25 protein-coding genes are annotated in these 26,319 nt (G+C 73.3%); 12 read left to right on the top strand and 13 right to left on the bottom strand.

The genetic code is table 11. From position 1 onward, the window contains the following. Position 1: 1 nt before the first annotated feature. The 4 genes from eccD to GRQ65_RS06205 form a co-directional block, all read right to left on the bottom strand. Positions 2-1,360 carry a type VII secretion integral membrane protein EccD gene (gene eccD, locus GRQ65_RS06220; protein WP_160876269.1) on the bottom strand — a complete coding sequence of 453 codons (1,359 nt, stop codon included), beginning with the start codon at positions 1,358-1,360 and terminating at the stop codon, positions 2-4. Between the two features lie 213 nt (positions 1,361-1,573). After that, positions 1,574-1,873 (bottom strand): WXG100 family type VII secretion target, encoded by a 300-nt coding sequence (locus tag GRQ65_RS06215; RefSeq protein ID WP_160876267.1) that lies wholly within the window; start codon positions 1,871-1,873, stop codon positions 1,574-1,576. 46 nt (positions 1,874-1,919) lie between these two features. Then, a complete protein-coding gene (locus GRQ65_RS06210) occupies positions 1,920-2,255 on the bottom strand; it encodes a WXG100 family type VII secretion target (protein WP_160876265.1) in 336 nt (111 codons plus the stop codon). Positions 2,256-2,388: 133 nt separating this feature from the next. Next, complete coding sequence (locus GRQ65_RS06205; RefSeq protein WP_160876263.1) at positions 2,389-3,753, bottom strand: ubiquitin family protein; 1,365 nt, start codon at positions 3,751-3,753, stop codon at positions 2,389-2,391. 117 nt (positions 3,754-3,870) lie between these two features. Between GRQ65_RS06205 and eccCa the strand changes: the two genes are divergently transcribed. Next, positions 3,871-7,965 carry a type VII secretion protein EccCa gene (eccCa, locus tag GRQ65_RS06200; protein WP_337191526.1) on the top strand — a complete coding sequence of 1,365 codons (4,095 nt, stop codon included), beginning with the start codon at positions 3,871-3,873 and terminating at the stop codon, positions 7,963-7,965. Positions 7,966-8,191: 226 nt separating this feature from the next. Continuing rightward, positions 8,192-8,401, top strand: coding sequence for a hypothetical protein (locus tag GRQ65_RS22110; protein ID WP_337191525.1), 210 nt, complete (start codon positions 8,192-8,194; stop codon positions 8,399-8,401). Positions 8,402-8,479: 78 nt separating this feature from the next. Here GRQ65_RS22110 and GRQ65_RS06195 read toward each other — a convergent pair whose 3' ends face one another. Beyond that, positions 8,480-10,114 carry a helicase HerA-like domain-containing protein gene (locus tag GRQ65_RS06195; protein ID WP_202387673.1) on the bottom strand — a complete coding sequence of 545 codons (1,635 nt, stop codon included), beginning with the start codon at positions 10,112-10,114 and terminating at the stop codon, positions 8,480-8,482. A gap of 48 nt (positions 10,115-10,162) precedes the next feature. On the opposite strand from GRQ65_RS06195, the gene GRQ65_RS06190 reads away from it, so the two are divergent. Together GRQ65_RS06190 and GRQ65_RS06185 are read left to right on the top strand one after the other, a co-directional pair. Further along, positions 10,163-10,459, top strand: coding sequence for a type II toxin-antitoxin system VapB family antitoxin (locus GRQ65_RS06190; protein WP_160876259.1), 297 nt, complete (start codon positions 10,163-10,165; stop codon positions 10,457-10,459). A gap of 3 nt (positions 10,460-10,462) precedes the next feature. Then, complete coding sequence (locus tag GRQ65_RS06185; protein WP_337191524.1) at positions 10,463-10,987, top strand: LytR C-terminal domain-containing protein; 525 nt, start codon at positions 10,463-10,465, stop codon at positions 10,985-10,987. A gap of 2 nt (positions 10,988-10,989) precedes the next feature. On the opposite strand, the gene GRQ65_RS06180 is transcribed toward GRQ65_RS06185, so the two are convergent. Further along, positions 10,990-12,486 (bottom strand): potassium/proton antiporter, encoded by a 1,497-nt coding sequence (locus GRQ65_RS06180; protein ID WP_337191523.1) that lies wholly within the window; start codon positions 12,484-12,486, stop codon positions 10,990-10,992. Positions 12,487-12,730: 244 nt separating this feature from the next. Between GRQ65_RS06180 and GRQ65_RS06175 the strand changes: the two genes are divergently transcribed. Next, positions 12,731-13,912 (top strand): pyridoxal phosphate-dependent aminotransferase, encoded by a 1,182-nt coding sequence (locus tag GRQ65_RS06175; protein ID WP_160876257.1) that lies wholly within the window; start codon positions 12,731-12,733, stop codon positions 13,910-13,912. Positions 13,913-13,934: 22 nt separating this feature from the next. Here GRQ65_RS06175 and GRQ65_RS06170 read toward each other — a convergent pair whose 3' ends face one another. After that, positions 13,935-14,837, bottom strand: coding sequence for a universal stress protein (locus GRQ65_RS06170; protein WP_160876255.1), 903 nt, complete (start codon positions 14,835-14,837; stop codon positions 13,935-13,937). Between the two features lie 11 nt (positions 14,838-14,848). Further along, entirely contained in the window at positions 14,849-16,267 is a 1,419-nt protein-coding gene (locus GRQ65_RS06165) for an amino acid permease (protein ID WP_160876253.1), read from the bottom strand. Between the two features lie 192 nt (positions 16,268-16,459). On the opposite strand from GRQ65_RS06165, the gene GRQ65_RS06160 reads away from it, so the two are divergent. The 5 genes from GRQ65_RS06160 (at position 16,460) to GRQ65_RS06140 (ending at position 21,070) form a co-directional block, all read left to right on the top strand. Further along, the gene (locus GRQ65_RS06160; RefSeq protein WP_160876251.1) at positions 16,460-16,858 is read left to right on the top strand and encodes a hypothetical protein; all 399 of its coding nucleotides are present in this window, start codon (positions 16,460-16,462) and stop codon (positions 16,856-16,858) included. Further along, entirely contained in the window at positions 16,855-18,147 is a 1,293-nt protein-coding gene (locus GRQ65_RS06155; protein WP_160876249.1) for a hypothetical protein, read from the top strand. The genes GRQ65_RS06160 and GRQ65_RS06155 overlap by 4 nt, the downstream gene beginning before the upstream one ends. A gap of 254 nt (positions 18,148-18,401) precedes the next feature. Then, a complete protein-coding gene (locus GRQ65_RS06150; protein ID WP_160876246.1) occupies positions 18,402-18,788 on the top strand; it encodes a WXG100 family type VII secretion target in 387 nt (128 codons plus the stop codon). Between the two features lie 3 nt (positions 18,789-18,791). Continuing rightward, positions 18,792-19,745, top strand: coding sequence for a hypothetical protein (locus GRQ65_RS06145; RefSeq protein WP_160876244.1), 954 nt, complete (start codon positions 18,792-18,794; stop codon positions 19,743-19,745). After that, on the top strand, positions 19,742-21,070 hold the full coding sequence (locus GRQ65_RS06140; RefSeq protein ID WP_160876242.1) for a hypothetical protein: 1,329 nt from the start codon (positions 19,742-19,744) through the stop codon (positions 21,068-21,070). The genes GRQ65_RS06145 and GRQ65_RS06140 overlap by 4 nt, the downstream gene beginning before the upstream one ends. Before the next feature lie 16 nt (positions 21,071-21,086). Here the strand turns inward: GRQ65_RS06140 and GRQ65_RS06135 are convergent, their stop codons facing one another. Further along, a complete protein-coding gene (locus GRQ65_RS06135) occupies positions 21,087-22,478 on the bottom strand; it encodes a vWA domain-containing protein (RefSeq protein WP_337191522.1) in 1,392 nt (463 codons plus the stop codon). After that, entirely contained in the window at positions 22,475-23,335 is an 861-nt protein-coding gene (locus GRQ65_RS06130; protein WP_160876240.1) for an AAA family ATPase, read from the bottom strand. The genes GRQ65_RS06135 and GRQ65_RS06130 overlap by 4 nt, the downstream gene beginning before the upstream one ends. A gap of 131 nt (positions 23,336-23,466) precedes the next feature. Here GRQ65_RS06130 and GRQ65_RS06125 point away from each other — a divergent pair, with 131 nt between their 5' ends. Together GRQ65_RS06125 and GRQ65_RS06120 are read left to right on the top strand one after the other, a co-directional pair. Next, a complete protein-coding gene (locus tag GRQ65_RS06125) occupies positions 23,467-23,844 on the top strand; it encodes a hypothetical protein (RefSeq protein WP_160876238.1) in 378 nt (125 codons plus the stop codon). Between the two features lie 59 nt (positions 23,845-23,903). Further along, the gene (locus GRQ65_RS06120; protein ID WP_160876236.1) at positions 23,904-24,272 is read left to right on the top strand and encodes a hypothetical protein; all 369 of its coding nucleotides are present in this window, start codon (positions 23,904-23,906) and stop codon (positions 24,270-24,272) included. A gap of 29 nt (positions 24,273-24,301) precedes the next feature. Here the strand turns inward: GRQ65_RS06120 and GRQ65_RS06115 are convergent, their stop codons facing one another. From GRQ65_RS06115 to GRQ65_RS06105, 3 genes are all read right to left on the bottom strand, one after another. Next, positions 24,302-24,460, bottom strand: a complete 159-nt coding sequence (locus GRQ65_RS06115) for a hypothetical protein (protein ID WP_160876234.1) — start codon at positions 24,458-24,460, stop codon at positions 24,302-24,304. A 59-nt stretch (positions 24,461-24,519) separates the two neighbouring features. After that, positions 24,520-25,410, bottom strand: a complete 891-nt coding sequence (locus GRQ65_RS23860) for an endonuclease/exonuclease/phosphatase family protein (RefSeq protein ID WP_160876232.1) — start codon at positions 25,408-25,410, stop codon at positions 24,520-24,522. 192 nt (positions 25,411-25,602) lie between these two features. Further along, positions 25,603-26,250 (bottom strand): hypothetical protein, encoded by a 648-nt coding sequence (locus tag GRQ65_RS06105; protein WP_237447795.1) that lies wholly within the window; start codon positions 26,248-26,250, stop codon positions 25,603-25,605. Between the last annotated feature and the right edge of the window lie 69 nt (positions 26,251-26,319).

The raw sequence follows: 26,319 nt of genomic DNA, 5'->3' as shown, positions 1-26,319 counted from the left end.
CTCAGCTCCGGACCGCGTCGAAGATGCCGGTGGCGAGCACGACGAGCGGCAGCAGCGCGAGCAGCGAGAGCGTCTCGGCGAGGTCGCCGAGGCGGCCGCGACGCAGCGAGGGGGTGCCCGGCACGAGGGTCACCGCGAGCAGCACCGCGCCGGTGGCCGCCAGCGTGACCGCGACGGTGGGACGCCAGTCGGGGTGCATGAACAGCAGCGACACCGCCACCGAGACCAGGCCGAGGATCCCCGAGCCGAGACCGACGAGCACCTCGTTGCCGGTGCGGTACTGCCGGGTGCGCAGCATCACGACGAGGCAGGCGACGATGGCGAGCAGCGTGCCGGACAGCCCCAGGCTCACCGCGAGCGGCGAGACCAGCACCAGCAGCAGACCGACCGTGGCACTGATCGCGACCAGGATCTGGTGGGCGACCCGGGCGTCCGCGCCGACCCGGGCCGGGTCGACCTCGCTCGGGTCGGCGGTGATGTCAGCGGGGGCGAAGAGCTGGTCGACGTGCGTGCTGGTCGCGCCGAGCGCGAGCCAGGGGAAGACGCTGCCCGCCAGGACGACGACGGCGAGCGCGGTCGTCAGCACGACCGCGGGGTCGAGGGAGCCGGCGCGGGTCAGCAGCCCGGCGGCCAGGAACACTGCACCTACCACGGCGGGCGGCAGCGCGAGCGTGCGGCCCTCCCCGACCCCGACCACGCAGACCAGCCCGGCCAGCAGGGCGGCACCGCCGGCGGCCGCGACCGGCAGCCCGAAGAACGGCTCGCCCTGGCGCAGGACCAGCATCAGCCCGCCGAGGGCGGCGTAGACGCAGCCCATCCAGGCCACGGCCACCGCGGCCTCGGGCTCGTCCTGGGCGCGCGAGAGCACGATGGCGCCGGCCACGAGGGCCACGGCGACCACGCACGCAGCGACGCCGGCGAGCAGGGAGGTGTACTGCACGAGCAGCGCGACGGCGCCGAGGGTCATCATCAGCCCCGCCGCGGTGAGCGCCGTACGCCGACCCGAGGCTGGCGCCCACGGTCGCAGGTCGCGCTCGACGACGTCGGTCATCGCCTCGACGACGTCGTCGTAGACGCGCGGGGGCGCCTCGTCGACACCCGCCGACACGGTGAGCAGCCCGCCGTCGGTGATGCCCTGGTTGATCAGGCCGGCCTCGGCGACGAGCTCGCGCCCTTCGGCGCTGACCACCCTGTAGCCGCCGTAGACGGTGGACGCGTCGAGCAGGCCGACGGAGCGGGCGAGCTCGGGCACGAGCTCGGCGACCGGCACCGACCCGGGCAGCACCAGGTCGACGCGGCGCGTGCCGGACGACACCGTCACGCGGACGAGTCCCGTCGCGCTCACCGGGGCCTGGCTCATGGGGGTCTCCTGGCTGGTCCGAGGGGGCTGACGAGGGCTCCGCCCGCGCCGCGATGCTACGACAGCGCACCGACGCGACGAGGCGGAACCGCACAGCGCCGGGACGCGGTGCCCGAGGGCCGGGCGGAAGACGTGCAGAGAGGACCGGCGCCGTGCGCCGGTCCTCTCGAGGTGCTCAGGTCCTGGGCGTCAGGACGAGGCTCAGACCTGGCCTCAGATCTGGAACGAGTTCGCGCCGCGCACGTCGGCGGCGTGGTAGTCCTGGTTGGACTGCGACACGGTGTTGGAGGTGTCGTTCAGCAGCTGCACCATCTCGGCGATGGCACCGTCCCACTTGGCCTTGGCCTGGGCGTAGGCAGCCTGCGCCTGACCCGACCACTCGTGCTGCAGGGGCTTCAGGTCGGCCTCGAGCTGGTCGAGGTCCGAGCCGATGGTCTTGACGGCGCTGCTCAGGCGCTCGCTGGCCTCGTCGAGGCCGGCGTGGTTGACGACGAGTCCGTCGAATCCGCTCATCAGGGTGTCTCCTCAGTCTCTGGGTGTGGTCGCGGGTGCGTCGTCGTCAGTACGACTGCACGCCGCCGAGGCGGGCGTTGTTCTTGGCCATGTAGTCCGACTGCGACTGGTCGGTCGTGACGTTGTCCTTCTCGGTGGAGCGCAGCGACGCCTCGAACTCGGAGAGGGCGCCGACGATCTTCTCGTGCTTCTCCTTCCAGGCCCGCTGGAGGTTGAAGAACGCCGTGCCGCCCTGGCCCTGCCACTTGGCCTGGAGCGACTCGATGTCGTTGGAGAGCTTCCCCGAGTCGGTCATGAACTTGGAGCGCGCCTTGTCGACCATCTCGGCGGCGGCCTTGAGTGTGCCCTCGCCTGCCTTCATCTCGCCGGACTGCTGAGTCATCTCGCTCAATCCCTTCGCGGCGGCGTCAGAGGCCACCCGAGTCGTTTGTCTGCTTGCCGGCCGGACCCGTCGTACGCCGCGCGGCGGCGTCGTGTGATCCGGACAACGAGCGGTCTACCCGAGGCGATCGGCGCTAAACGCGGAACTTGATTTCCCACAGGGCCCGGAACAGACCGGACGCGACGACGAGTGCGGCGATGGTCCCGGCGCCCGCGAGCCCCTCCGCGACCTCGGCCCGACGGGCCCACCAGGCGGAGCGCCAGCCGCGCCCGGTGGCCACCGCGACGACCACGAGGACCACGGCGAGCACGATGCCGACCAGCCCGATGGCGACGGTCCACGACGCGCTGACGAACCCCAGCACGACGACCAGGAGAGCGGCCCAGCAGGTCAGACCGGCGCCGCGGAGCATCGTGCGGGCCGCCGGGTGGCGGTAGCTGCGCGCCGCCAGCAGGAGCGCCGCCCCGGCGAGGCCGACCATGACGCGGGCGCCGATGCGGTCGACCGGCAGGGTCGCGGTCGCGAGCAGCATCGGCGCGGAGACCGCGACGACGGCCCAGACGCCGGCCGACGAGGCGGTGATGATCCGTGCTCCGCGTCCCGCGACGGTGGCGACGGCGCCGGGCGGCACCACCATCCGGCCGCGGCGCCCGACCGGTCGCTCCCGCGCCGACCAGGCGCTGACGGCGAGCCGCTCGATGTCGAGGAGGTACTGGTCGGGCACGTCGACCGCCAGGCCGGGCACGATGCGAGCGGCCAGCACGGCGGCGACCAGCAGCACGCCCCACACCAGCTCGGGCGAGGCGCGCAGCAGCGCCCCCGCCCCGGTGACGAGGAACAGCCCGACGCCGACCAGGATCCACACGCGCAGTGCCTCGTCACCCTCGACGTCGAGGGCCCGGGCGACCGCGGCGGTCACGGCGGCGACGAGCGCGGTCACGCCGACGACGGTCGGCAGCCGGACCGGCTCGGGCGAGTAGAGGACCGCGAACGCCGCCGCGGCGGCGAACGCCGGGGCCGCGACCGTGCGGTGGGCGCTGAACCGACCGACCGGGAGCACGCCCAGCACGGTCGAGAGCGCCAGCAGGCCGATGGTCAGCTGCCCCTGCTGGCTGTCCGGACCACCCTCGTGGGCGGCGAACCAGCCGGCGAGCGCGGCGACGCCCACGGCGGCGCAGAACCACGCCGCGGACGAGGCGCCCGGCGCGACGACCTCGGGCGGTCCCGGTCGCTCGGTCAGCGCGCTGCCGCGGATCGCGCCTCCCGCGGCGAGCACCTCCCCGGCGCGCACCCCGAGCTCGGCCAGCGAGCGGTCGGCCGCGAGCTCCGCGCCGTCGCGCCTGTGGAGCACCGGGGCGAACTGCAGGCGGCACTGCGCGGCGTACTCGCGCGCGACGTCGTCGACCTGGGCCTCGGGCGGCACGACGAGGTCGACGACCCCCGAGGGTCCGTGCACGGTGAGCGCCAGGGTGCCGGCGACCCGTCTGACCTCGTCCACCCCACACCGTCCGCTCGTCCAGCTGCTCTCCACAGGCGACTTCGCGAAGACTAGTTCCCCGACGAAGGGGCAGACCTATCATCGAGCCGATTCCCCTGTCCGGCCCCGAGGAGCGCAGTGACGACGACCGACGCCCCCCGCACCGCTCCGGGGATCGCCCCCCTCGGCTCGAGCCAGGGGGCGCTGCAGGGCTCCGCGGCCACGGTGACGACCCGGCGCGGCGGCCGCCTCGACGAGCCCGAGATGCCGGGCGGCCAGCTCCAGCTGCAGCCCCCGCCGCAGATCGAGCAGTCCGAGGGCGCCAGCGGCGTGCTGATGAACGCCATCCCGATGCTCGGCTCGCTCGGCTCGATCGTGCTGGTCGCGACGATGAGCGGCGCCAGCACCGGCGGACGGCAGTACATCGCGGCGGGCATGTTCCTCTTCGCGACGCTCGGCTTCGTCATCGTGCAGATCGACCGCCAGCGCAAGCAGCGCATCCAGCAGGTGACGGGCACCCGCACGGAGTACCTCCGCTACCTCGCCAACGTCCGCCAGATCGCCCGCGAGGCCGCCGACCAGCAGCGCCGCGCGCTTACCTGGAACCACCCCGAGCCGAGCGCGCTCCCCGCGCTGGCCGAGGACCGCACCCGGATCTGGGAGCAGGGCTCGGGCGATCCCGAGTTCCTCCAGGTCCGCTACGGCGTGTGTCACCAGCCGCTCTCGCTGGAGCTGGTGCCGCCGGAGAGCGCCCCCATCGACCAGGTCGACCCCGCCGCCGCGTCCGCGCTGCACCGGCTCCTCGTCGTCCATCGGCTGCAGCCGGACCTGCCCGCCTCGGTCGACCTGCGCGCCTTCGACCGCATCGAGGTCTGCGGTCCCGAGGACGAGGTCCGCTCGGCGGCGCGGGCGATGCTGTGCCAGGCCACGGCGTTCCACTCCCCGGAGCAGCTCGTCGTGGCGGTGCTCGCCTCCGAGCAGAACCTCGCCCACTGGGACTGGGTGAAGTGGCTGCCGCACGCCCAGAGCGCCCAGCAGACCGACGCCGTCGGCCCGCGGCGGATGGTCTCGACCTCGCTCGACGAGCTCGAGGCGATGCTGCCCGGCGAGCTCAGCGAGCGCCCGCGCTTCGGCGCCGACGAGCGCCCGGCCGTCCCGCACGTCCTCTTCGTCGTCGACGGCGTCGAGGTGCCCCCCGGCAGCCACGTGCTGCCCTCGGACGGCGTCCACGGAGTGACCGTGCTCGACCTGCCGGTGCGCTGGGACGAGCTGGTCGACCCGAGCCGTCTGCGCCTGCAGTTCGAGGGCGGCGACCCCGTGGACGGGCGCCACCCGGTCCAGGCCCAGCGCCTGCGCGACGAGGTGATCCGCGGCAAGGTCGACCAGTGCTCGCTGGCCACGGCCGAGGCGTTCGCCCGCCGGCTCACCCCGCTGCACACCGTCAGCGGCGCCGTCGAGTCCACGGGCAGCAGCGAGCCGGTCGGCGAGGTCGACTTCATGGACCTGCTCGCCCTGGGCGACGTGCGCCGTTTCGACCCCGAGCAGGCCTGGGTCGGTCGCCCCGCCCGCGACCGCCTGAGGGTGCCGATCGGCACCGGCGACGGCGGCGCGCTCGTCCACCTCGACATCAAGGAGTCCGCCCAGCAGGGCATGGGCCCCCACGGCCTCGCGATCGGCGCCACCGGCTCGGGCAAGTCGGAGTTCCTCCGCACCCTGGTGCTGGGGCTGACCATGACGCACTCGCCCGAGCACCTCAACCTCGTGCTCGTGGACTTCAAGGGCGGCGCGACGTTCGCCGGGATGTCCGAGCTGCCCCACGTCTCGGCCGTCATCACCAACCTCGCCCAGGAGCTCACGCTCGTCGACCGCATGCAGGACGCGCTGTCGGGTGAGATGGTGCGCCGCCAGGAGCTGCTGCGCGAGGCCGGCAACTTCGCCTCGGTCCGCGACTACGAGAAGGCCCGGGCCTCCGGTGAGGACCTGCGCCCGCTGCCCTCGCTGTTCATCGTGGTCGACGAGTTCAGCGAGATGCTGAGCGCCAAGCCGGAGTTCATCGACCTCTTCGTCGCGATCGGCCGCCTCGGCCGCTCCCTCGGGCTGCACCTGCTGCTGGCCTCGCAACGGCTCGAGGAAGGTCGACTGCGCGGCCTGGAGTCGCACCTGTCCTACCGCGTCGGCCTGCGCACCTTCAGCGCCCAGGAGTCCCGCGCCGTGCTCGGCGTCCCCGACGCCTACGAGCTGCCCGCCGTACCCGGCCTGGGCTACCTCAAGCCCGACCCCACCACGATGGTCCGCTTCAAGGCCGCCTACGTCTCCGGCCCGCCGTCCGGCCGGGTGCGCGTACGCCGCGACGAGGGCGGCAAGGTGCAGGGCATCCTGCCCTTCACCGTCTCCGAGGTGCTCGAGCTGGAGGTGCCGACGCCCGAGCCCGAGCCGGTGCCCCAGGCGCCGGTCGAGCAGGGTGAGCAGGACTCGCTGCTCGACATCGCCGTGGAGAAGATGCTCGGCTACGGCCCGGAGGCGCACCAGGTCTGGCTGCCGCCGCTCGACGTGCCCGACACCCTCGACGAGCTCATGCCCGACCTCGCCGTCGACCCCGAGCTCGGCCTGGTCTCCCAGCAGTGGCGGGCCCTGGGCGGCCTCACCGTGCCGCTCGGCACCGTCGACCGCCCGCGCGAGCAGCGCCGCGACACCCTGAGCATGGACCTGAGCGGCGGCGCCGGCCACCTCGCCGTCGTCGGCGGCCCGCGCAGCGGCAAGAGCACGACGCTGCGCTCGGTGGTGACCGCGATGGCGCTGACCACGACGCCGCTCGAGAGCCAGTTCTTCGTCCTCGACTTCGGCGGTGGCACCTTCACCGGGCTGGCCGGTCTGCCGCACATCGCGGGCATCGGCACCCGCTCCGAGCCCGACGTGGTCAGCCGCGTGGTCGCCGAGGTGACCGGCGTCGTCGACCGCCGCGAGGCCTACTTCCGCGCCAACGGCATCGACTCGATCGAGACCTACCGCACCCGCCGCGCGCAGGGTCGCGCCGACGACGGCTACGGCGACGTGTTCCTCGTCATCGACGGCTGGAGCACGCTGCGCACCGACTTCGACGACCTCGAGATCGAGATCCAGCAGCTGTCGACGCGGGGGCTCACCTTCGGTCTGCACGTCGTCGCGGCGACGTCGCGCTGGGCCGACTTCCGCGCGGCCATGCGCGACATGTTCGGCAGCCGGCTCGAGCTCCGGCTCGGCGACCCGCTCGACTCCGAGATCGACCGCAAGGTCTCGGCCCTCGTGCCGACCGGTCGACCGGGTCGCGGTCTCGTGACCTCCAAGCTGCACTTCCTGACCGCGCTGCCCCGCATCGACGGCGAGGCCACCGCGGACACGCTCGGCGACGGGGTGGCCGACCTGGTCACCAAGGTCGCGCAGGCCTGGACCGGCCCGGCCGGACCCAAGCTGCGCCTGCTCCCCGAGCAGATCACCCTGGACGACATCCTCGGCCAGGCAGGCGTCCCGACCGAGGTCGCCGAGGAGGACAAGGGCGCGCACCCGCTCTACGTCGGGATCAACGAGAAGGAGCTCGCCCCGGTCTGCCTCGACCCGGACACCCAGCCGCACCTGCTGGTCTTCGGCGACGGCCAGTCGGGCAAGAGCGCGATCATGCGCGGTCTGGCCCGCGAGATCATGCGCACCCGCACGCCCGCCCAGGCGCAGATCGTCGTCGTCGACTACCGCCGGGCGCTGCTCGGCGAGGTGCCCGATGAGTACCTCCTCAACTACCTCACCGCCGCCAACCAGGCCGTGCCCGCGCTGCAGGACCTCGCGACGTACCTCGAGGGACGCATCCCCGGGCCCGACGTCACCCCCGACCAGCTGCGCAACCGCTCGTGGTGGACCGGGGCCGAGGTGTTCGTGCTCGTCGACGACTACGACCTCGTCGCGACCCAGCAGAGCGCGCCGGTGGCCGCGCTGCAGCCGCTGCTCGCCCAGGCCCGTGACGTGGGCCTGCACGTCGCGGTCGCACGCCGCGCGGGTGGCGCCTCGCGGGCGATGTACGAGCCGGTCATCCAGACCATGCGCGACCTCGCCATGCCGCAGCTGCTGCTCTCCGGCAGCCCCGACGAGGGCCCGCTGCTCGGCAACCTGCGTGCGCACCCGGCACCCGCGGGCCGCGGGCGGCTGATCACCCGCGAGCGCGGGGTCGAGGTCGTGCAGATGGCCTGGACCGAGCCCTCCGCCTGACCCTGCGCCTGACCCTGCGCCTGACCCTCTGCTCCCACCGCAGCGAGCTCGGGACGGCCGTGGTTGAGGGCGTTCCGGCGACCGAATTCCTCCGGGAACGGGAGTTTCGCGAGATGTCTTCTTAACTCGTTGTCAACCTCTGGGCGATGTGAGCACGCCACGATTGGAACGTTCACATCGACGTCGGCTCCCCACCGGGAGGCCGACCGCACCCCAGGAGGCCGACGTGGCAGACCCCATGACGACTCAGCTCCCGACCGGCGCCCCGGTGGAGCAGGTCATCGACACCGAGCTGGACCGCATCCGCGCACACCGCGCGACCCTCAAGAACCGCCACAGTGAGGCACTGTCCCGCCTGATGGCCGAGCGCGCCGACCTGCGCGGGGTGCACGCCCTCGCCGACCTGGTCGACGACTCGCTGCGCTGGTCGGCCTGACCCACTCTCCCGCAGGTCGCGGTGGTCGGGTGCCGGCGCGCCCGACCACCCGGCCTGCGGTGCCGGACCCGCCGCGGGTCAGCGGCGGCGGCGACCGGTGCCGAACATGCCGCGGGCGATCTCCTTCGCCGCGGTGCGTATGACCTGCTTGAAGGCGCTCGACTCGAGCACCTGGGTGACCACGCCCTCCTCCTGACGCGGAGCTCGACCCCGCGGGGTCGAGCGCGACCGCTTCGGCGCCTTCGCAGCCTCCTTCTCCGCCTGCGCGCGGGCCTTGGCCTCGGCGGCCTCCCGCGCCTCCTGCTCGGCTTGGCGGGCGCCGGCCTCGAGCCGGGCGGCGAGCAGCTCACGCGCCGACTCCCTGTCCACCGAGGCGGCGTACTTCGCGTGACGCGGGCTCGCCTCGACCATCGCCTGCATCGTCGCCGGGTCGCTCGGCCCCATGAGCGACTGCGGCGCGCGCAGGCGCGTCCACGCCACGGGGGTGGGCGCGCCGCGCTCGTCCATCACCGTCACGATCGCCTCGCCGATGCCGAGACCGGTGATGACCGACCCGAGGTCGTCGTACGCCGAGACGGGGTAGGTGCTGACGGTGGCCTTGAGCGCCTTGGCGTCGTTCGGCGTGTGCGCCCGCAGCTGGTGCTGGACGCGCGAGCCGAGCTGGGCGAGCACGGCGTCGGGCACGTCGGTCGGGCTCTGGGTCACGAACACGACGCCGACGCCCTTGGAGCGGATCAACCGCACGGTCTGGGCGATCTGGTCGAGGAACGCCTTGCTCGCGTCGGCGAACAGCAGGTGCGCCTCGTCGAAGAAGAACACCAGCTCCGGGCGCTCGACGTCGCCGAGCTCGGGCAGGTCGTGGAACAGGTCCGCGAGCAGCCACATGAGGAAGGTCGAGAAGACGGCCGGGCGGTCCTGCAGCCGCGGCAGCTCGACCAGGGAGATGAGGCCGCGGCCGTCGGGGGCGCGCTGCAGCAGGTCGGCCGAGTCGAACTCCGGCTCTCCGAAGAACGCGTCGGCGCCCTGGTCCGAGAAACCGATCAGCTCGCGCAGGATCACGCCGGCGGTCGCGCTCGACAGGCCGCCGAGCCCCTTCAGCTCCGGCTTGCCCTCGTCGCTCGTCAGGTGGGTGACGACCGCACGCAGGTCGGCGAGGTCGAGCAGCGGCAGCCCCGCCTGGTCGGCGTAGTGGAAGATCAGCCCCAGGCTCGACTCCTGGGTGTCGTTGAGGCCCAGCACCTTGCTGAGCAGGGTCGGTCCGAAGGCCGACATCGTGACCCGCAGCGGCGTGCCGGTGCCGACGCCGCCGAGGGCGTAGAACTCCACCGGGTAGCCCGTCGCGGCCCACTGCTGGCCGACGCTGGCGGTGCGCTCGAGCAGCCGGTCGCTCGGCGCCCCGGGCGTCGCGAGCCCGGAGAGGTCGCCCTTGATGTCGGCCGCGAAGACGGGCACGCCGGCCTGGCTGAGCTGCTCGGCCATCAGCTGCAGGGTCTTGGTCTTGCCCGTGCCGGTGGCGCCCGCGATCAGGCCGTGCCGGTTGAGCATGCCGATCGGGATCCGGATGCGGGTGTCGGTGAGGGTGGTCGCGTCGAGCATCAGCCCGCCGAGCTCGAGCACGTCGCCGGTGAACGCGTAGCCCGGCGCCACCGCCTGCACGATCGGGCTGTCGGCGTGGGGCTGGGGACCGGGCTGAGGACTGGGCGCCTGGGTCATGGGATGGAGCCTAGGTCGTGTCGCGGGCGGCATCGTTAGAGTGCGCTCGTGATCTTCAAGCGCGTGGGCGAGGGGCGGCCGTACCCCGACCACGGCCTGAGCACCAAGCAGTGGGCCGGGGTGCCGCCGCGCCAGGTCCGGCTCGACGAGCTGGTCACCACGAAGGACACCCTGCAGCTCGCGACCCTGCTCGACGAGGACTCGACGTTCTACGGCGACCTGTTCGCCCACGTCGTGGAGTGGCGCGGCGAGCTGTTCCTCGAGGACGGCCTGCACCGCGCCCTGCGCGCCGCGCTCCAGCAGCGCAACGTCCTCCACGCCCGCGTGCACCCGGTGGCGGGCTGAGCCGTGGAGTTCTGGGACGGCCTCAACGCACGACTGCGCACGCTCATCACGCTGGGGGCCCTGGCCGTGCTGCTGCTCGGCGGCGTCCTGTGGGGCTTCGCCCAGGTCACCGCGCCGTTCCCCGGCAAGGCGGAGGCACCGCTCTGCGTCGACACGTCGTACGCCGCGGGCGAGACGCTCTACCCGCAGGACGTGACGGTGTCGGTGCTCAACGCCAGTCGCCGCGAGGGCCTCGCCGGGCGCACCATGCAGCAGTTCGTCGACGCGGGTTTCGCACAGGGCCAGATCTCCAACGCCCCGGAGGGCACCGACGTCGCCGCGGTCGAGATCTGGACCGACGAGCCGCAGGACCCGGCCGCCCGGCTGGTCCGCAGCCGCCTCGGCCCGGTGCCGGTGCGCGCCGACGACCGCAGCCCCGTCGTGGGGGTGACCATCGTGGTCGGCGACGGCTTCACCGAGCTCTCCGACGGCAAGGCCTCCATCGCGCTGACCGCGCCCACGACGGTCTGCAGCCCCCCGGTGGGATAGATCTATCCCCCCTGGGGCAGCCAGTGGGCCAGGCGCCCGCGCTCGCTGACCTGACGCAGTCGCTCCTCGGTCGCGGCGCGCTCGCGGCGCGGGGCGACGACGAGCAGGTCGTCGCCGTGCTTGAGGACGGTGCGGCGCTCGGGCACCAGCGTCTCGCCGTCGCGCACGATCATCGAGACCGAGGAGCCCGGCGGCAGCCGGAGCTCGCCGATCTCGACCCCGTGCATCTGCGACACGGCGCCGATGCGGAACTGCAGCAGGTCGGCGACGATCCGCTCGAGCGGCGCGGCCTCGATGTCGAGACCACGGGACTCGTCGCGCACCGTGACGCCGAGGCGGTCGGCCACCCACGGGAGCGTCGGCCCGGTCAGCAGCGTGTAGATCACGACGAGCACGAAGACGATGTCGAACAGGTCGCGCGCATCGGTCGCCCCCTCCGCGAGGGGGATCGTCGCCAGCACCACGGGTACGGCGCCGCGCAGCCCGGCCCACGACACGAACGCCAGCTCGCGCGGTGGCATGGGCCGCACCACCGAGCTCACGAACACCGAGATCGGCCGCGCCACGAAGGTGAGCACGAGTCCGGCGACCACGGCGTACCCGATGGTGTCCCAGCCGATCCGACCCGGTGAGAGCAGCAGCCCGAGCATGACGAACAGCCCGATCTGGGCGAGCCAGGCCACGCCCTCGGCGAACGAGCGGGTGGCCGCGCGGTGGGGCAGGTCGGCGTTGCCGATGACCAGCGCGGCGACGTAGACCGCGGCGAACCCCGACGCGTGCACGGCGGCGGCGCTGCCGTAGGCGAACAGGCACAGCACCATGGCGGCGAGGGGGTAGAGCCCGGACGACGGCAGCGCCGCCCGGCGCAGGACCCACGAGCCGGCGTACCCGACACCGAGGCCGACCAGGAGGCCGACGACGAGCTCGAAGACGACGAGGCCGACGTTGTAGGCGATCGAGTGCTCCTCGAGCGCGCCGGTGGCGATGATCGTGACGAGCACGATGATGGGGGCGTCGTTGAGCCCCGACTCGGCCTCGAGCGCCCCGGTGAGCCGCTTGGGCAGCGGCACCACGCGCAGCACCGAGAACACCGCCGCCGCGTCGGTCGGCGAGGTCACCGCGCCCAGCAGGACGGCGGTCTCCCACGAGAAGCCGAGCAGGTAGTGCGCGCCGACGGCGACCACGGCCACCGACACGACGACGCCGACGGTGGCGAGCGAGAGCCCGAGCTTCATCGCCGGCTTCACGTCGCTCCAGGCCGTCGTGAGACCACCCTCGGCGAGGATCAGGATCAGCGCCGCGAAGCCGAGGGAGTGCGCCAGCTCGGCGTCGTCGAAGGCGATGCCCAGTCCGGCCTCGCCGATGAGCGCGCCCATCAGCAGGTAGAGCAACAGCGACGGCAGTCGGGTGCGGGAGGAGAGCCGGACCGCGAGGATCGCCAGGAAGGTGACGGCCGAGCCCCACAGGACGAAGACGTCGAGCTCGTGCACGTCGATCACAGGCACCTCGTCCGGCTCGTCGGGCGGGAGGACCAGTCTATCCGGAGCCAGCCTCCGGGTGCGCAGCCGCCGTACCAGCGGTTGAGGAGGTCGGCTGAAGCCGTCGCTGGTTGAGGAAGCCGGCTACGGCTGTCTCGAAACCACTGCCCACACCGGACGTGGTTTCGAGACAGGACTTCGTCCTTCCTCAACCACCGGACCCGAGCGACGACCGAGCCGCCGGGTCGCACCTAGGGTGGCAGTCATGGACGGCTCGAGGTGGCAGGTGGCGAGCCGGGCGAACGTCCCGCCGTTCCACGTGATGGACCTGCTGGCCGCGGCCTCCGAGCGCCGGCGCACGCACGGCGACCTGGTCGACCTGCTGGCGGGGCAGCCGAGCACGGGCGCGCCGGAGCCGGTGCGCGCCGAGGCGGTCCGGCTGCTGCAGAGCGGCGATCCGCTGGGCTACACCCCGGCCACGGGCATCCTCGAGCTGCGTGAGGCGATCGCCGGGCACCACCGGCGCACGCACGGCATCGAGGTCGACCCCGAGCAGGTGGTGGTCACGACGGGGAGCAGCGGCGGGTTCCTGCTGGCGTTCCTCGCGGCGTTCGACGTGGGCGACCGGGTGGCGATGGCCCGGCCCGGCTACCCCTGCTACCGCAACGTGCTGCGCGCCCTCGGCGTCGAGGTCGTGGAGATCGAGACCGGCCCGGAGACGAGGTTCCAGCCGACCGTCGAGCAGGTCGCCGCCATCCCCGACCTCGCTGGGCTCGTGGTCGCCAGCCCCGCCAACCCGACCGGCACCATGCTGCTGCCCGAGGAGCTGGCCGCCCTCGCGTCCTGGTGCGAGGGCGCAGGGGTGCAGCTGATCAGCGACGAGATCTACCACGGCATCGAGTACGCCCCGCTCGACGGCCGCGACCGCCTCTCGCGCAGCGCGTGGGAGACCAGCCGGGAGGCGGTGGTGTTCGCGAGCTTCTCGAAGTACTTCTCGATGACCGGCTGGCGCATCGGCTGGATGCTGGTGCCGGACCGGCTGCGCCGCGCCGTCGACGTGCTGACCGGCAACTTCACGATCTGCCCGCCCGTGCTCGCGCAGCGAGCGTGCCTGGCGGCGTTCGACGACGCGTCGTACGCCGAGCTCGACGGGCACGTCGAGCGGTACGCCGCCAACCGGCGGCTCCTGCTCGACGGCCTGCCCGGTCTGGGGATCGACCGGCTCGCCCCGGCGGACGGGGCGTTCTACGTCTACGCCGACGTGGCGCACCTGACCGACGACACGATGGCCTTCTGCCACGACCTGCTGGCCCGCACCGGGGTCGGCATCGCGCCCGGGGCGGACTTCGACACCGAGCACGGCGAGGAGTGGGTGCGGATGAGCTTCGCCGGGCAGCGCAGCGACATCGAGCTCGCGCTGGAGCGCATCGCGGCCCACCTGGCCTGAGAGTGGCTCGAGGAGCGCGCACTCAGGCGGGGGTGTGCTCGATCCAGTGGGCCGAGCCGGACGGGACGACGAGCACCGGGACCGGGGTGTGGCGCAGGAGCTTGCTCGCGGTCGAGCCCAGGAAGACCCGCGCGAGGTGGCCCAGTCGGCTGGAGCCGAAGACCAGCACGTCGCCCGGCTCCCACGCGACGGCCGCGAGCGCACCGGCCCAGCCGCGCCCGCGGCCGACCACGGACTCGACGACCTCGACCCCGCGCTGCTCGCAGAACGCCACCGCGTCGTGGTGCAGCCCCACGGCCTGCTCGGCGAACTGCGCCGAGACCATGTCCTCGGCGTCGAGCCCGACCTCGGGCGGGTACATCGTCGCCGCCCGCGGCACGAACGTCGCGACGCGCAGCCGCAGGTCGTGGCGCACGGCCAGGTCGCACGCGGCGCCGAGCGCCTCGCGCGACTGCGTGATGCCGACGTAGGCGCAGGTGAGCCGGGTGAACCGGGTCCGCCCGCCGGGCGCGTAGCCGTGGGGTGACATGAGCAGCGGCACCGGTGAGGAGTGCAGGAGTCGCTCCCCCACGCTGCCCAGCACGAGGTTGCCGCGCACGGCGTCGCGGGCGCTGCCGAGCACGAGCACGTCGCTCCCGAGCCGCTCGGCGGCCTCGACGAGGCCGGCGGCCACGGAGGTCGCCGCCACCCGCTCGAACGTCGCGTCGTCGCCCAGGGCGGCCGTGGCGGCGGCGCGCGCCCCGGCCGCGAGGTCGTCGAGGTGCTGGCGGTACTCCAGGTCGGGGCGCTCGTCGCCGACGTAGGAGGTCCGTGGCAGCACCGCCACGACGGTCGTCTCGGCCTGTGTCGTCCGCCGCAGCACCGCCGCGAGCTGCAGGGCCTCGTCACCGTCGGCCTCGCCCCGGTAGGCGACCAGCACCCGCATCCCGGCGACCGTCACTTCCGGGTGACGGCCAGCACCGAGTGGCGGCGGCCGTAGGCGGCGTAGAGCACCAGCGCGAGCACGAGCCAGCCGGCGACGAGGAACCACGTCTCGCCCGGCACCTTGGTCGCGACCCACAGGCAGGCCACGATCGAGGCGATGGGCAGGAAGGGGTACAGCGGCACCTCGAAGGCCCGCTCGAGGTCGGGACGGGTGCGCCGCAGGATGATCACGGTCGCCGAGACGACGATGAAGGCCGCGAGCGTGCCGATCGAGACGAGGTCCCACAGCTTGTCGATCGGGACGGTGCTGGCCAGCAGCCCGACGAAGACGCAGGTGACGACGACGTTCTTGTTGGGCGACAGGGTGCGCGAGTCGACCTCGCTGAAGGCCTTCGGGAGCATCCCGTCGCGGCCCATCGCGAAGAGGATGCGCGTCTGGCCGTAGATCGTCACCAGCGTCACCGAGAAGACCGAGATCACCGCCCCCACCGACAGCACGATCGCGGGGATGTCGGAGCCGGTGACGTCGCTCAGGATCACCGCGAGCCCGGCCTCCTGACCCTCGAACGACCCTGCCTGCTGCGCGCCGACTGCGGCGACCGCGACCAGGACGTAGAACGCGGTGACGATGAGCAGCGCACCGACGATGGCCCGCGGGATGGTGCGGCCCGGGTCGCGGGCCTCCTCACCGGCGGTCGAGCACGCGTCGAGCCCGATGAAGGTGAAGAAGATGGGCGGCAGCGCGGCGGCCACCCCCGAGAAGCCCTCGGGGGCGAACGGCGTGAAGTGCCCGCTGGTGAAGCCGAACGCCGCGACGACGACGAACAGCCCCAGCACGGCGAGCTTGATGCAGACCATGATCGCGTTGGCGCGCGCCGACTCGCGGGCGCCGCGCAGCAGCAGCACGCAGCACAGCGCGACCAGCACCACGGCGGGCAGGTTGACCACGCCGGGGTCGTCGGCGAGCGCGCCGGCACTCAGCGCGTGCGGGATCCGCACGCCGAACACGTCGTCGAGCAGCTGGTTGAAGTACTCCGCCCACCCGACCGAGGTGGCCGAGGCGGCGACGCCGTACTCGAGGATCAGGCACCAGCCGACGATGTAGGCCGGCAGCTCGCCGATGCTCGCCATCGCGTAGGAGTAGGCAGACCCCGAGACCGGCACCGTCGAGGCCACCTCGGCGTAGCAGAGCGCCGTCAGCCCGGCGATGACCCCGACGATCACGAAGGAGAAGATCACCGCCGGTCCCGCCTCGGGCACCGTCTCGGACATCACGAAGAAGATGCCGGTGCCGATGGTGGCACCGACGCCGAACATCATCAGCGGGAAGACGCCCATGCTGCGCTCGAGGTGAGCGCCGCCGTCCTCGCCACGGCTCGAGGCGATCATCGCGTCGATGCTCTTGCGCCTCAGCAGACCAGTGCCGGCCATCTCGTCTCCCCTCGCCCGTCCTCGCAGACTCGCACTCCCACAGCCCTGGGGGAAGACCTGCCCGCCCGTTGTGGACGACGGCCCTGGCCGTCGTCCACAGGCGCCCGGCGCCCCGGTTGGTCCACAGGCAGCACGGGCAGACGGCTGGCTCCGCCGCCCGGGTGCCGGGCGGGACCGACGAGAGGGGCTGCGATGTACGGCGACACGACGGCGATCCGGAGGCTGGCCACCCGGCTGCGCGAGACGGCGACGGACCTGCGTGAGGAGGCCGCGCTCAGCCGCGACGGTGCGGCGGTCGTGCCCTGGGAGGGCCTGGCCGCCGAGGTGATGCGGACGAGCGTCGGCGCGCACGCCGGCGACCTCGGCCACGCCGCCGACCTGCACGACGTCGCCGCCGGGGCGCTGGACCGGCACGCCGGCTGCGTCGACGAGGCCAAGGCCGCGATCGCGGCGGCCGAGGGCGCCGCCGCGGAGGCGGTCGCCGGCCTCGCCTCGACGGCCCGCGACGGCCTCACGGGCATGGCGGGTCTCGCCGGCCTCGCCGATCTGCCGCCCTCGGGCCACCGTGCGTGGCTGGACCTGCGGCCGTGAGCCGGCCGGGCCTGGAGGGGCCGGCGAGCGACGCCGTGCTGCTCGGGGTGAGCGGCGGCGCCGGGGGCGTGGCCGCAGTGTGGGAGCAGGTCCTCACCCTGGCCGCCTGGCTCGACGCCGCGGGCGACCGGGTGCGCGAGCGCGCTGGCGAGACCGCGGCGACCGCGCACGACGCCGACCTGCTGGAGTCGAGCGTGCTCTCGCCCGCCACCTGTGCCGCCGCCGAGGCGGCCGTGCTCACGGCGGCCGCGGCGACGACCGCGGCGGCGCTGTCGGCCGAGGCGGACGCCGTCGCGGTCCGGGTCGCCGTCGCGGCGCTGAGGGCGGCCGACGCGACCAGCGGGGCGGCCGTGAGCAGCCTGCGCGGACACCTCGCGCTCTGGCCGACCACCGCGCTGCCGCTGCTGCTCGCCACGCCCGCCGACGAGCGGGCCGGGCTCCTGCAGGACGCCGTCGGGGTGCTGTCCTCGACCGCCTTGCTCCACCCAGCGCTGCTCGCGCGCCTCTACGGCGCCCCGCGCCGGCCCCGCGTGACGTCGTACGACGCACCGGCGGGGCGGGCACCGCGCCGGGACCGGCCGCGGTCGGTGCGCGACCTCGTCACCCACCTGCGGCAGGTGGCGGCGCTCTCGCCCGACCCCCACTCGGAGGGCAACGGCACGATCGAGGTGCAGACGCTCCGGCTGCCGGACGGCTCGGTCCGCCACGTCGTCTACCTCCCGGGCACCGACCGGTTCGACGCGCCGTGGGACCAGGACGGTGACGTGCGGGCCATGGGCACCAACCTCGAGCTCGTGGCACGCGGGCCGGACGCCTACACCCGCGGTGTGCTCGAGGCGATGCGCGAGGCGGGCGTCGGCTCCGAGGAGCCCGTGCTCGTCGTCGGCCACAGCCAGGGCGGGATGGCGGCCGCCGCGCTCGCTGCGGGCGGCACCGGGTTCGCGATCACCGCCGCCGTCACAGCGGGGGCGCCGACGGCCCAGGTGTCGTCGTACCCGAAGGGCACGCACGTGCTCTCGCTGGAGCAGCACGGCGACGTCGTGCCGCTGCTCGACGGGCGCGACAACCCCGACTCCGTCGAGCAGACGACCGTCACCTTCGACGCCCACCCGCCCGAGGGCGTCGTCGCCCACCACGACTACGACACCTACGCCGAGGGCGCGGGTCTGGTCGACGCCTCGAGCGACCCGTCGGTGACCGAGGCGGTGACGAGCCTGGAGGACGCGGGCTTCCTCGGCGAGGGCGACGACACCGTCGTCGAGAGCCGGCTGTTCCAGATCACCCGCTAGTGGTCATGTCCGGACGTTGTTCGGGGGTGGCCCGTACTCCGAGTGCGTGCATCGCAAGGCGCAGGCGCGACGCCATACCGGGTCGTCTTGCGAGCGTCTGCAACGCAGCGAGGTGCGTGCTCGGGGTGCGGGACATCCGGAGAACTTCCGGAGATGGCCACTAGCCGTGAGGCGGGGCGTGGGCCTGTGGAGAGCCCGCGCGGCGTTTCGTCACGACGAGGCAGGGTATCTGCGGAGAGGCGAGAGGGGGTGGCATGTACGGCGACACCGAGGTGATGCGCAAGCACGCCGCCCGCCTGCGCGAGCAGGCCGAGCGGATCCGCGCGCTCGCCGACCGGGTGGTCGCCCGGACCGACGCCGTCGGCTGGTCGGGGCGGGCCGGTGACACGATGCGTGCCACCTCCCGCGAGCGCGCCACCCGGCTGCGCGAGGCGGCGGCCCGCCACGAGGCTGCAGCCTCCTCGCTCGAGGCGCACCTGCAGCACACCGAGCGGCTCAAGGAGTCGATCGCCGAGGCGGAACGCCGCGCTCGGGCCCTGCTCGACGAGGGGCGGCTCACCGGGGTCGAGCCGCCCCTCGCCGGTCACCGGGACTGGCTGGCGCTGGCGCCGCCGTCCGGCGGTCCTGCGGGACGGGACTGACCCGTGGGGACGATCGACCTCGGACCACCGCAGCCCTCGCCGCACGACCTGCTCGACGGACTACCGCGGCGGGTGGCGCTGACCCTGCCGGAGCTGCGCTTCGTCGCTGCCCGCGCCAACGACGCGCCGCTGCCGTTCGACCTCCACGACCCCGCAGAGCCCGGGCTCGACGACCGGCTCGGACGCAGCCGGGGAGCCGCCGACCGACGCGCGTGGAGCGAGGCCCTCGAGCGGCTGCACGACCCGGCGTCGTCGCTCTCGCGCCGCGGGCTCCTGGTCGGCGACCCGGAGGACGGCGCGGTCGACCTCGGCCTGCTCGGCGCGGTCGGGCTGCTGGCGACCCCGTCCGTCGCGCTCGACCTCGACGTCAGCGCCGGCGGTGTGCAGGTGAGGTCGTGGCACCGCCAGAGCGGTGGTGCCGTCGCGGCGCTGTCGACGCACGACGCCCTGGTCTTCGAGCTCGCGTGGTTCCCCACGTGGGCGTGGGCGGCCGAGCTCGCCCGTGTCGCGGTCGTCCCCGAGGACCTGCCCCTGCACGACTCGACCGTGCCCTCGCGTCTCACGCTGCCGCACGAGCTGGCCGACGCCGCCGTCGAGGCGGCACGCACCCACCGCAGCGACCTGGTGCCGGTGCTGGTCGCGCAGCACCCCGGAGCCGTCACCGACGGGGTCGGCCGCGTCCTCGGCGAGGCCGAGACCGTCCGGGCGCTCACCGGGCTCGCGACCGAGGCGCGCGGGCGGCTGCGGGCCCTCGTCGCCGACGTCTCGGGACCGGAGACCACCACCGTGGGCGTCGTGTCGTGGACGCTCGTGGCCGACGGCTGGAGAGCGCTGCGCGGGCAGCGCGACGTCGCTGCGGACGGCACGCCGGGACAGCTGCGGCTCGAGCTGCAGCGCGTGATCCCCGAGGACCTCGGCGCCGAGCTGGCGCCCGTGCTGGCGGAGGTCTCGCCGTGACCGACCTGCCGACCCACGTCGCCGCCCGGGCCGACGGCTACGACGCGCTGCTCTCGCTCGCCGACGAGCTCGACCGCACCGGCGCCGAGCTGCGCACGCTGTCGGGGCTCGGGGCGGAGGTGCTCCGGGACCCCGCGGTGACCGACTCGGCCGACCTCTCCCCCACCACGTGGACGAGCGCGGAGGACGATCTCCGCGCCGCGACCACCGGACGCCACGGCCTGTTGGCGCGCTCGGTCGAGCTCGACGCCGACGCCCTGGTGGTGCGAGCGACGGTGCTGACCTACCAGTGGATCGACGAGCTGCGCGAGGCGGCCTACCAGAGCCTCGGTGCCGTCGCCGGTCGTGCCGTCGGCTACCTCGCGCCCCACGTCGCGCTCGGCGGGGCGGTCGTCGCCGCCGGGCTGATCGAGACCGACGCGCTGGACCGCGACGCGGTCACGGCGTACCTCAGCGAGCTCGCGGTGCAGAACCCCGAGCTCATGGATCACGTCACCTCCGGTGGCGGGGGGCTGCTCGACAGCCTCCAGATGCGCTCGGTCCTGACGGCCGGGTTCGTCTCGGGAGAGCCCGGCCGTCAGGCCGCGCGCGGAGGGCTGCGCGCGATCGGGGTCGAGACCATGCGTCGCGACTCCGGCGCCGCCCTCCGCGACATCGCCGGAGGTCTGCTGTCGCCCCTGCCCGCCGAGGCCGCTGGGGCGACGACCGGGGCGGTGGCGCCGCCTCCGCGCCCGGCCAGCCTGGCCGACCTGATGACGACCCTGGAGGGTCTCGACGGCCGGCTCCTGGTGCACCGCACCGCACCCGCGCGTTACGTCGTCTACCTCGGTCGGCCGCCCGCCGTCGAGGGCGCCGAGGCGGACGACGACGCGCCGCCGGTGCGGCTCGTGTCGGGCGACCTCTCGCCGTACGCCGCCGAGGTCGCGCAGACCGTCGCCGCGGCGGTCTCCGGCGACGAGGACCCGCGGGTGATGCTCGTGGGCGCCGGTGCGGGTGGCGTGATCGCCGCCCAGCTCGCGGCGATGGAGCGCCCGGCGCCGTTCACCGTCGACCAGGTCGTGACGGCGGGCGCTCCGGCCGCGCAGGTGCCGCGGCTGCCCGTGACCACACGGATGCTCGCCCTCGAGGACCGCGCCGACCCGGTCGCGCTGCTGGGCTCGCTCGTCAACGCCGGTGACCCGCAGCGCACCACGGTGGTCTTCGACGCCGCCGGCACCTCGAGCGAGAGCGTCTACGTGTGCGGGGCCCGGGTGGCCGACGCCGCCCCGTCCGCCGAGCTGCGCGCCGAGCTCGATCGGCTGCGCCTGCGGGGATTCCTGTCCTGACGCCCCGCAACCGACCTCAGACCAGCTGCTCGACGAACGCCGAGAGCTGGGTGAGGTTGCGGCACTCGACCATCGGCACGATCTCGGCGTACCGCGAGCCCGCGGAGTCGCCGGTGTCCCAGTGCCGCCGGTGCTCGGGGTTGAGCCACCAGGCGTGCCGGGTGTCGCGCTCGATCGAGCGCAGAGTCTCCAGCGCCAGGTCGGAGTGGTTGGAGCGAGCGTCGCCCAGCACGATCAGGGCGGTCTTGGGGCCGAGGGCGTCGCCGTGGAGCTCGGCGAAGCGGGTGAGCGCACGGCCGTAGTTGGTGCGGCCCCAGCGGGCGGCGTGGGCGGTGGAGGCGGCGAGGTCGGCCATGACGTCGGCGACGTCGGCCCCGGGGCGGAAGTGGTGGGTGACCTCGTGGACCTCGTCGACGAAGGTGAAGGCGCGCACCTTCTGGAACTGGTCGCGCAGCGCGAAGACGAGGAGCAGGGTGAACTGCGCGAACTGGGCGACCGAGCCGCTGACGTCGCAGAGCACGACGAGCTCGTTGCGGTGGGGCCGCTTGGGCCGGTGGTGGGTGGTGAACGGGACGCCGCCGGTCGACATCGACGCCCGGACGGTGCGCCGGACGTCGAGCGGGCCGCGGCCCCGGGCGCGGTGCTCCTGGGTGAGCCGGGTGGCGAGGCGTCGGGCCAGCGGCTGGATCTCGCGGCGCATCAGCTCGAGATCGGCGCGGCGGGCGGTCAGGAAGTCGAGCCGCTCGATGCTCGGCTTGACCACCACGTCGGCGACGTGGCCGGGCCCCTTCTCCTCGGCGATGCGGCGCCGGGCGTCGTCCTCGACCTGCCGGGTCCAGGCCGCGACGCGGCGGGCGCCACCGCGCTCGGCCTCCTCCTCGGTCAGGCCCTGCGCGAGGAGCGCCGCGACGATGCGGCCGACGAGATCGCCCGGCGAGACCCGCTGCAGGGCGGTGTAGGCCGACCACGACGACAGACCCGGGCCGCGTCCCGGCATCGCCCCGAACCGCGAGACCGCCTCGACCGCCAGCCGGGCGAGCTCCTCGGCGTCGTCGCTCTCGAGAGCCCGGGCCAGCCGCTCGCGGTGCTCGGTCAGGGCGTCGGCGCCGTCGCGCACGGGGCCGCTGTCCTCGCGGTCCGCCGACCCCGCGCCCTCGCCGACCAGCGCGGGGAACCACACGTCGAAGAGGGTGTCGAACGTCGGTCGCTGACTCTGCCGCTTCACCACCGTGGCGGCGTAGGCCGTGCGGACGGTGTCGCGCTCCTGCCACGGCAGGGCGGACAGCGCGGCGACCGCGTCGAGGTCCTCGGCGAGCGAGACCGGCAGGCCGGCCTTGCGCAGCGCCTCGAGGAAGCGGACGTGGCGCTCGAGCAGTCCGCTCACCGGCCCGCTCACCGGCCCGCTCACCGGCGCAGCCTCAGCTCCCGGATCGCCCGCTCGTGGTCGGAGGCGTGCTTGAGGACGACCCCGAGGGTGTCGTCGACGGCCTTGTCGTCGAGCTCGCGCACCTCGAGGGCCAGGAGCGTGCGGGCCCAGTCGACCGACTCGGCGATCGACGGCGACTTCTTGAGGTCGAGGTCGCGCAGGCGGGCGACGGTCGCGACGAGCTGCTCGGCGATGCGCTCCTCGAGGTCCGGCACCTGGCTGAGCACGATCTCGAGCTCGCGCTGCTGGTCGGGGTAGTCGAGGTGGAGGTAGAGGCAGCGGCGCTTGAGCGCCTCGGACAGCTCGCGGCTGGCGTTGGAGGTGAGCACGACCAGCGGGCGGCGCACGGCCACCACCGTGCCGAGCTCGGGGATCGTGACCTGGAAGTCCGAGAGCACCTCCAGCAGCAGCCCCTCGACCTCGACGTCGGTCTTGTCGACCTCGTCGACGAGCAGCACGGTCGGCTCGGTGCGCCGGATTGCGCTCAGCAGCGGACGGGTGAGCAGGAACTCGTCGGTGAAGATGTCGTCGTGGGTGGCGTCCCAGGACTGGTCGCCGGCGGCCTGGATGCGCAGCAGCTGCTTCTTGTAGTTCCACTCGTAGAGGGCCCGGGCCTCGTCGAGCCCCTCGTAGCACTGCAGCCGCACGAGCTCGGCTCCGGTGGTGCGGGCGATCGCCTTGGCGAGCTCGGTCTTGCCGACGCCGGCAGGCCCCTCGACCAGCAGCGGCTTCTCCAGGGCCCCCGCGAGGTAGGTCGTGGTGGCCGTCGCGTGGTCGGCGAGGTAGCCGCTCGCCCCTAGCCGCGTCGTGACGTCGTCGGGCGTTGCGAACCAGGCCATGCCCCATCCTCACCTGGACCGGTCCGGACCCGACCGTCACCCCGCGGCCTCTGCGTCGTTGGGGCGGTGTGGGCACGGGGGCGCCGGGGGCGCCGGCAGCACAGGGACGGCCGCGCGGCATCCGCGGGCCGGTGCGGCAGGCGCTCGCGCTGGTCAAGGCGGGCGCACTCGGCGGCCTGGCGAGCGTGCTGCTCGTCGGTGCGGTGCAGACCCACCCGCCGACGCGCGTCGAGCCCGCCGCACCTGTGCAGACCGCACCGGTCCTCTCACCCGCGGTCCAGGAGCGCTGCGCCGCCGCGGCCGATCGCCCCGGCACCCGCCCGCCGGCCGTCGTACGCACGGCGTCGGGGCGGCTGCGGGTGGTGAGCTTCGAGACCGGGTGGGCCGTCTACACGGGGCGCCGGCCGGGCCACCTGGTGGCCGTCTGCAACGACCCGAGTGGGTCATCCGACACCACCCAGGTGGGCCATCCGAACCAGCGGGAACTGACCGGTCGGGGGACGGAATGACACGTCTGTCAGGCAACACTGGACAGATCATCAGAGCGGGGGGCCGTTCGGAGGATGCCATGGAGCACAACAACCGGAGGTGGGGGACCGCGGCCGTGCGCGCCCTGAGCACCGTCGGGCTCGGCGGCGCCTTCGCCGCCCTGAGCCTCGTCTTCGTCCTCGCGGCCGCCACCGAGATGGCCACCGCACCCGAGGTGCTGGACGCGCCGCGGGTCGCCGGGGTCGCGGTCGCCGCCGTCGTCGTCGTCACCGGCCTGGCGGTGCTGCTCGTCGGCAGCCTGCGTCGCCCCGTCGAGACCCCGCCGACGGCGTACGTCGAGACCCAGGACGAGCCCGCTGCCGCACCCCTCGAAGCCGCGATCGCGCTCGAGGAGGACCTCCCGACGTTCATCATCGGCCTCGAGCCGCCGTACGCCGCCGCGGGCTGAGGCGGGGCGACAGTCCTCGACGGGACCGCTCAGGGCGTGACGGGAGCCTCACCCGGGTCGAATAAGGGCTCGACGAGGGGGTCCTCGCCGGGGGCGATCGGGTCGGGGACGGGACCGGGGTCCTCGCCCGGGGTCGGGATCGGTTCGATTCCGGGGTCGGTGCCTGGCTCCATCGGTGCGGTCGTCATGTCAGGCGGGTACCCGCCACCGTCCACGCCGAACTCCTCACGATCGACTGGCCGCCTTCTCAGCCGATCATCGCCGAACCCTTCACGCCACGATGGTCCTGGTTGGCGCCTTGTGCGAACGTCGAGGCCGTCAGAGAGCCGATGCTGGTGAACTGACGGTTGAAGAAGATGTAGTCGATCTTGTTCACACCACCAGCTCGGGTGGTCTGCCCCCACCGACAAGCGCTCTGGGCGGAGTTGCACGTCACCGTGCTCGGCTTCGTGGAGGGGTTGGCCGGATCGGTCATGTCCGCTTCGTGAAATTGTCCCGCGCCCTGGAACGTCCCCGACTTCGTGAGGCGGTACATGTCGTTCATCTCGCCTGAGTCGGGGGTGGTGTTGAAGTCGCCCGCAACGACGACCGGCTGAGCGTTCCACTTGGCGCGCAGCGCGTCGTTGAGCTCACCGATCTGGGTCTTGCGGTCACCCTTGCGCTCGTCACCTCCGGCAATGAGGTGCACGGCGCACAGGGTCACGTTGAAGCCACCGACGTCAGCGCACGGCATGCCGATGTTGCGGCCGGCGGCGCCGTCGGTCATGTCCGTGGTGGTCAGGTTCGACATCGGATTGCGCGAAGCGATGAAGGACACGAGTTCCCCGGCATAGGGGCCGTTCTGACAGGTGGAGCGGGTTCCCTCGCTCCAGAAGTGAGTGCTCCAGTTCTGGTGTCCGGCCTTGAACGCCTCGAACTGGCTTCGGCACGACTCGACCACGACCACGGCGTCCGTTGCCGACGTGATCTGGTTGTTCAGCGATGCCAGAGCCGACGAGTCGCCGGCGAGCTCGTCGCCACTGATGTTCACCGAGATCACGTCGAACTGCTGTGCAGCCTGGGCCCGGCCCGGCATGAAGGCCAACTGCAGGCCCGCGAGAGCGACCAGCGCCGCCGAAGTTGCCAACTTGCGAATCACGACTGCTCCATTCCGAGACCATCTGGGGGAGTCGAACGACCGCGCAGAGACAGGCCTGACCTGTCGATCCGCGGGTTGTCAGCGAGGCTACCGGGACCGTCGAAATCGTCCTCGGAGTCACCACGCAGCAGACGTGCGCTGACTCTCGCGATCGGGCCGTTCCATCAGCCAGTGCTCGAGACGCCCTGGTGCCTACACGTCGCGCGTCTCTGGCGGGAGAGCGCGGCGCGTCAGGACTTGCACCTGCTGACGCGCCCGCCACAGCTGGATGGCCTCGCTCTCCTCCTCGAGACGTTCCGGAACACACGCCTCGCGTCTGCTGGCGTCTGCGTACCACTCGGGAACGTCCCTGCTCCCCCAGCCATCGAGGGCGCGTGTGGGGTCGAGGACCGTCACACCCTCCGGCGCGTTCCGCAGCCACGCAGCCTCCTGCGACGCGGCTGAGTCGAACGAGCCCGGGAGCTCGTACTTCGACACGAGCTCCGGCCTCTCCAGGTACGAGCGTGGTGCTGACCCCCAGGCTGCGAGCAGGCCTGCAGACGTCGAGTCCAGTCCGAGTGCCCGACCGCACCTGTTGAGTCTGAGCAGCACTTCGGTGTCCCGTCCGAGCGACGAGTTGCTCAGCGACGGCGGAAGCGCCTTGAGATCTGGGAGGCCGAGGGCAGATGCGAGTGACTGCGCGAGATCAGGTTCAGCAGGAGAGGTCCGGACCACTCGGATGAGAGTCTCGGGGGCACCGAGGACCCTGACGAGTTCTTCGAGCCGCCCGACGTTCAGGGCCGCGAAGTCGGCGAGCAACTCCGTGACCTCAGCCGGGTACGACGCAAGGCCGTGCTTCACCAGGGTCTGCCAACCCGAGCACCATCGGTGCACAGGTCGTGTCACGGTCAGTACGACGTTCACGTCGCA

This window comes from Nocardioides flavescens (assembly GCF_009823805.1).
In the GTDB taxonomy this organism is placed as follows: domain Bacteria; phylum Actinomycetota; class Actinomycetes; order Propionibacteriales; family Nocardioidaceae; genus Nocardioides; species Nocardioides flavescens.
This window is presented reverse-complemented; position numbering and strand designations above follow the sequence as displayed.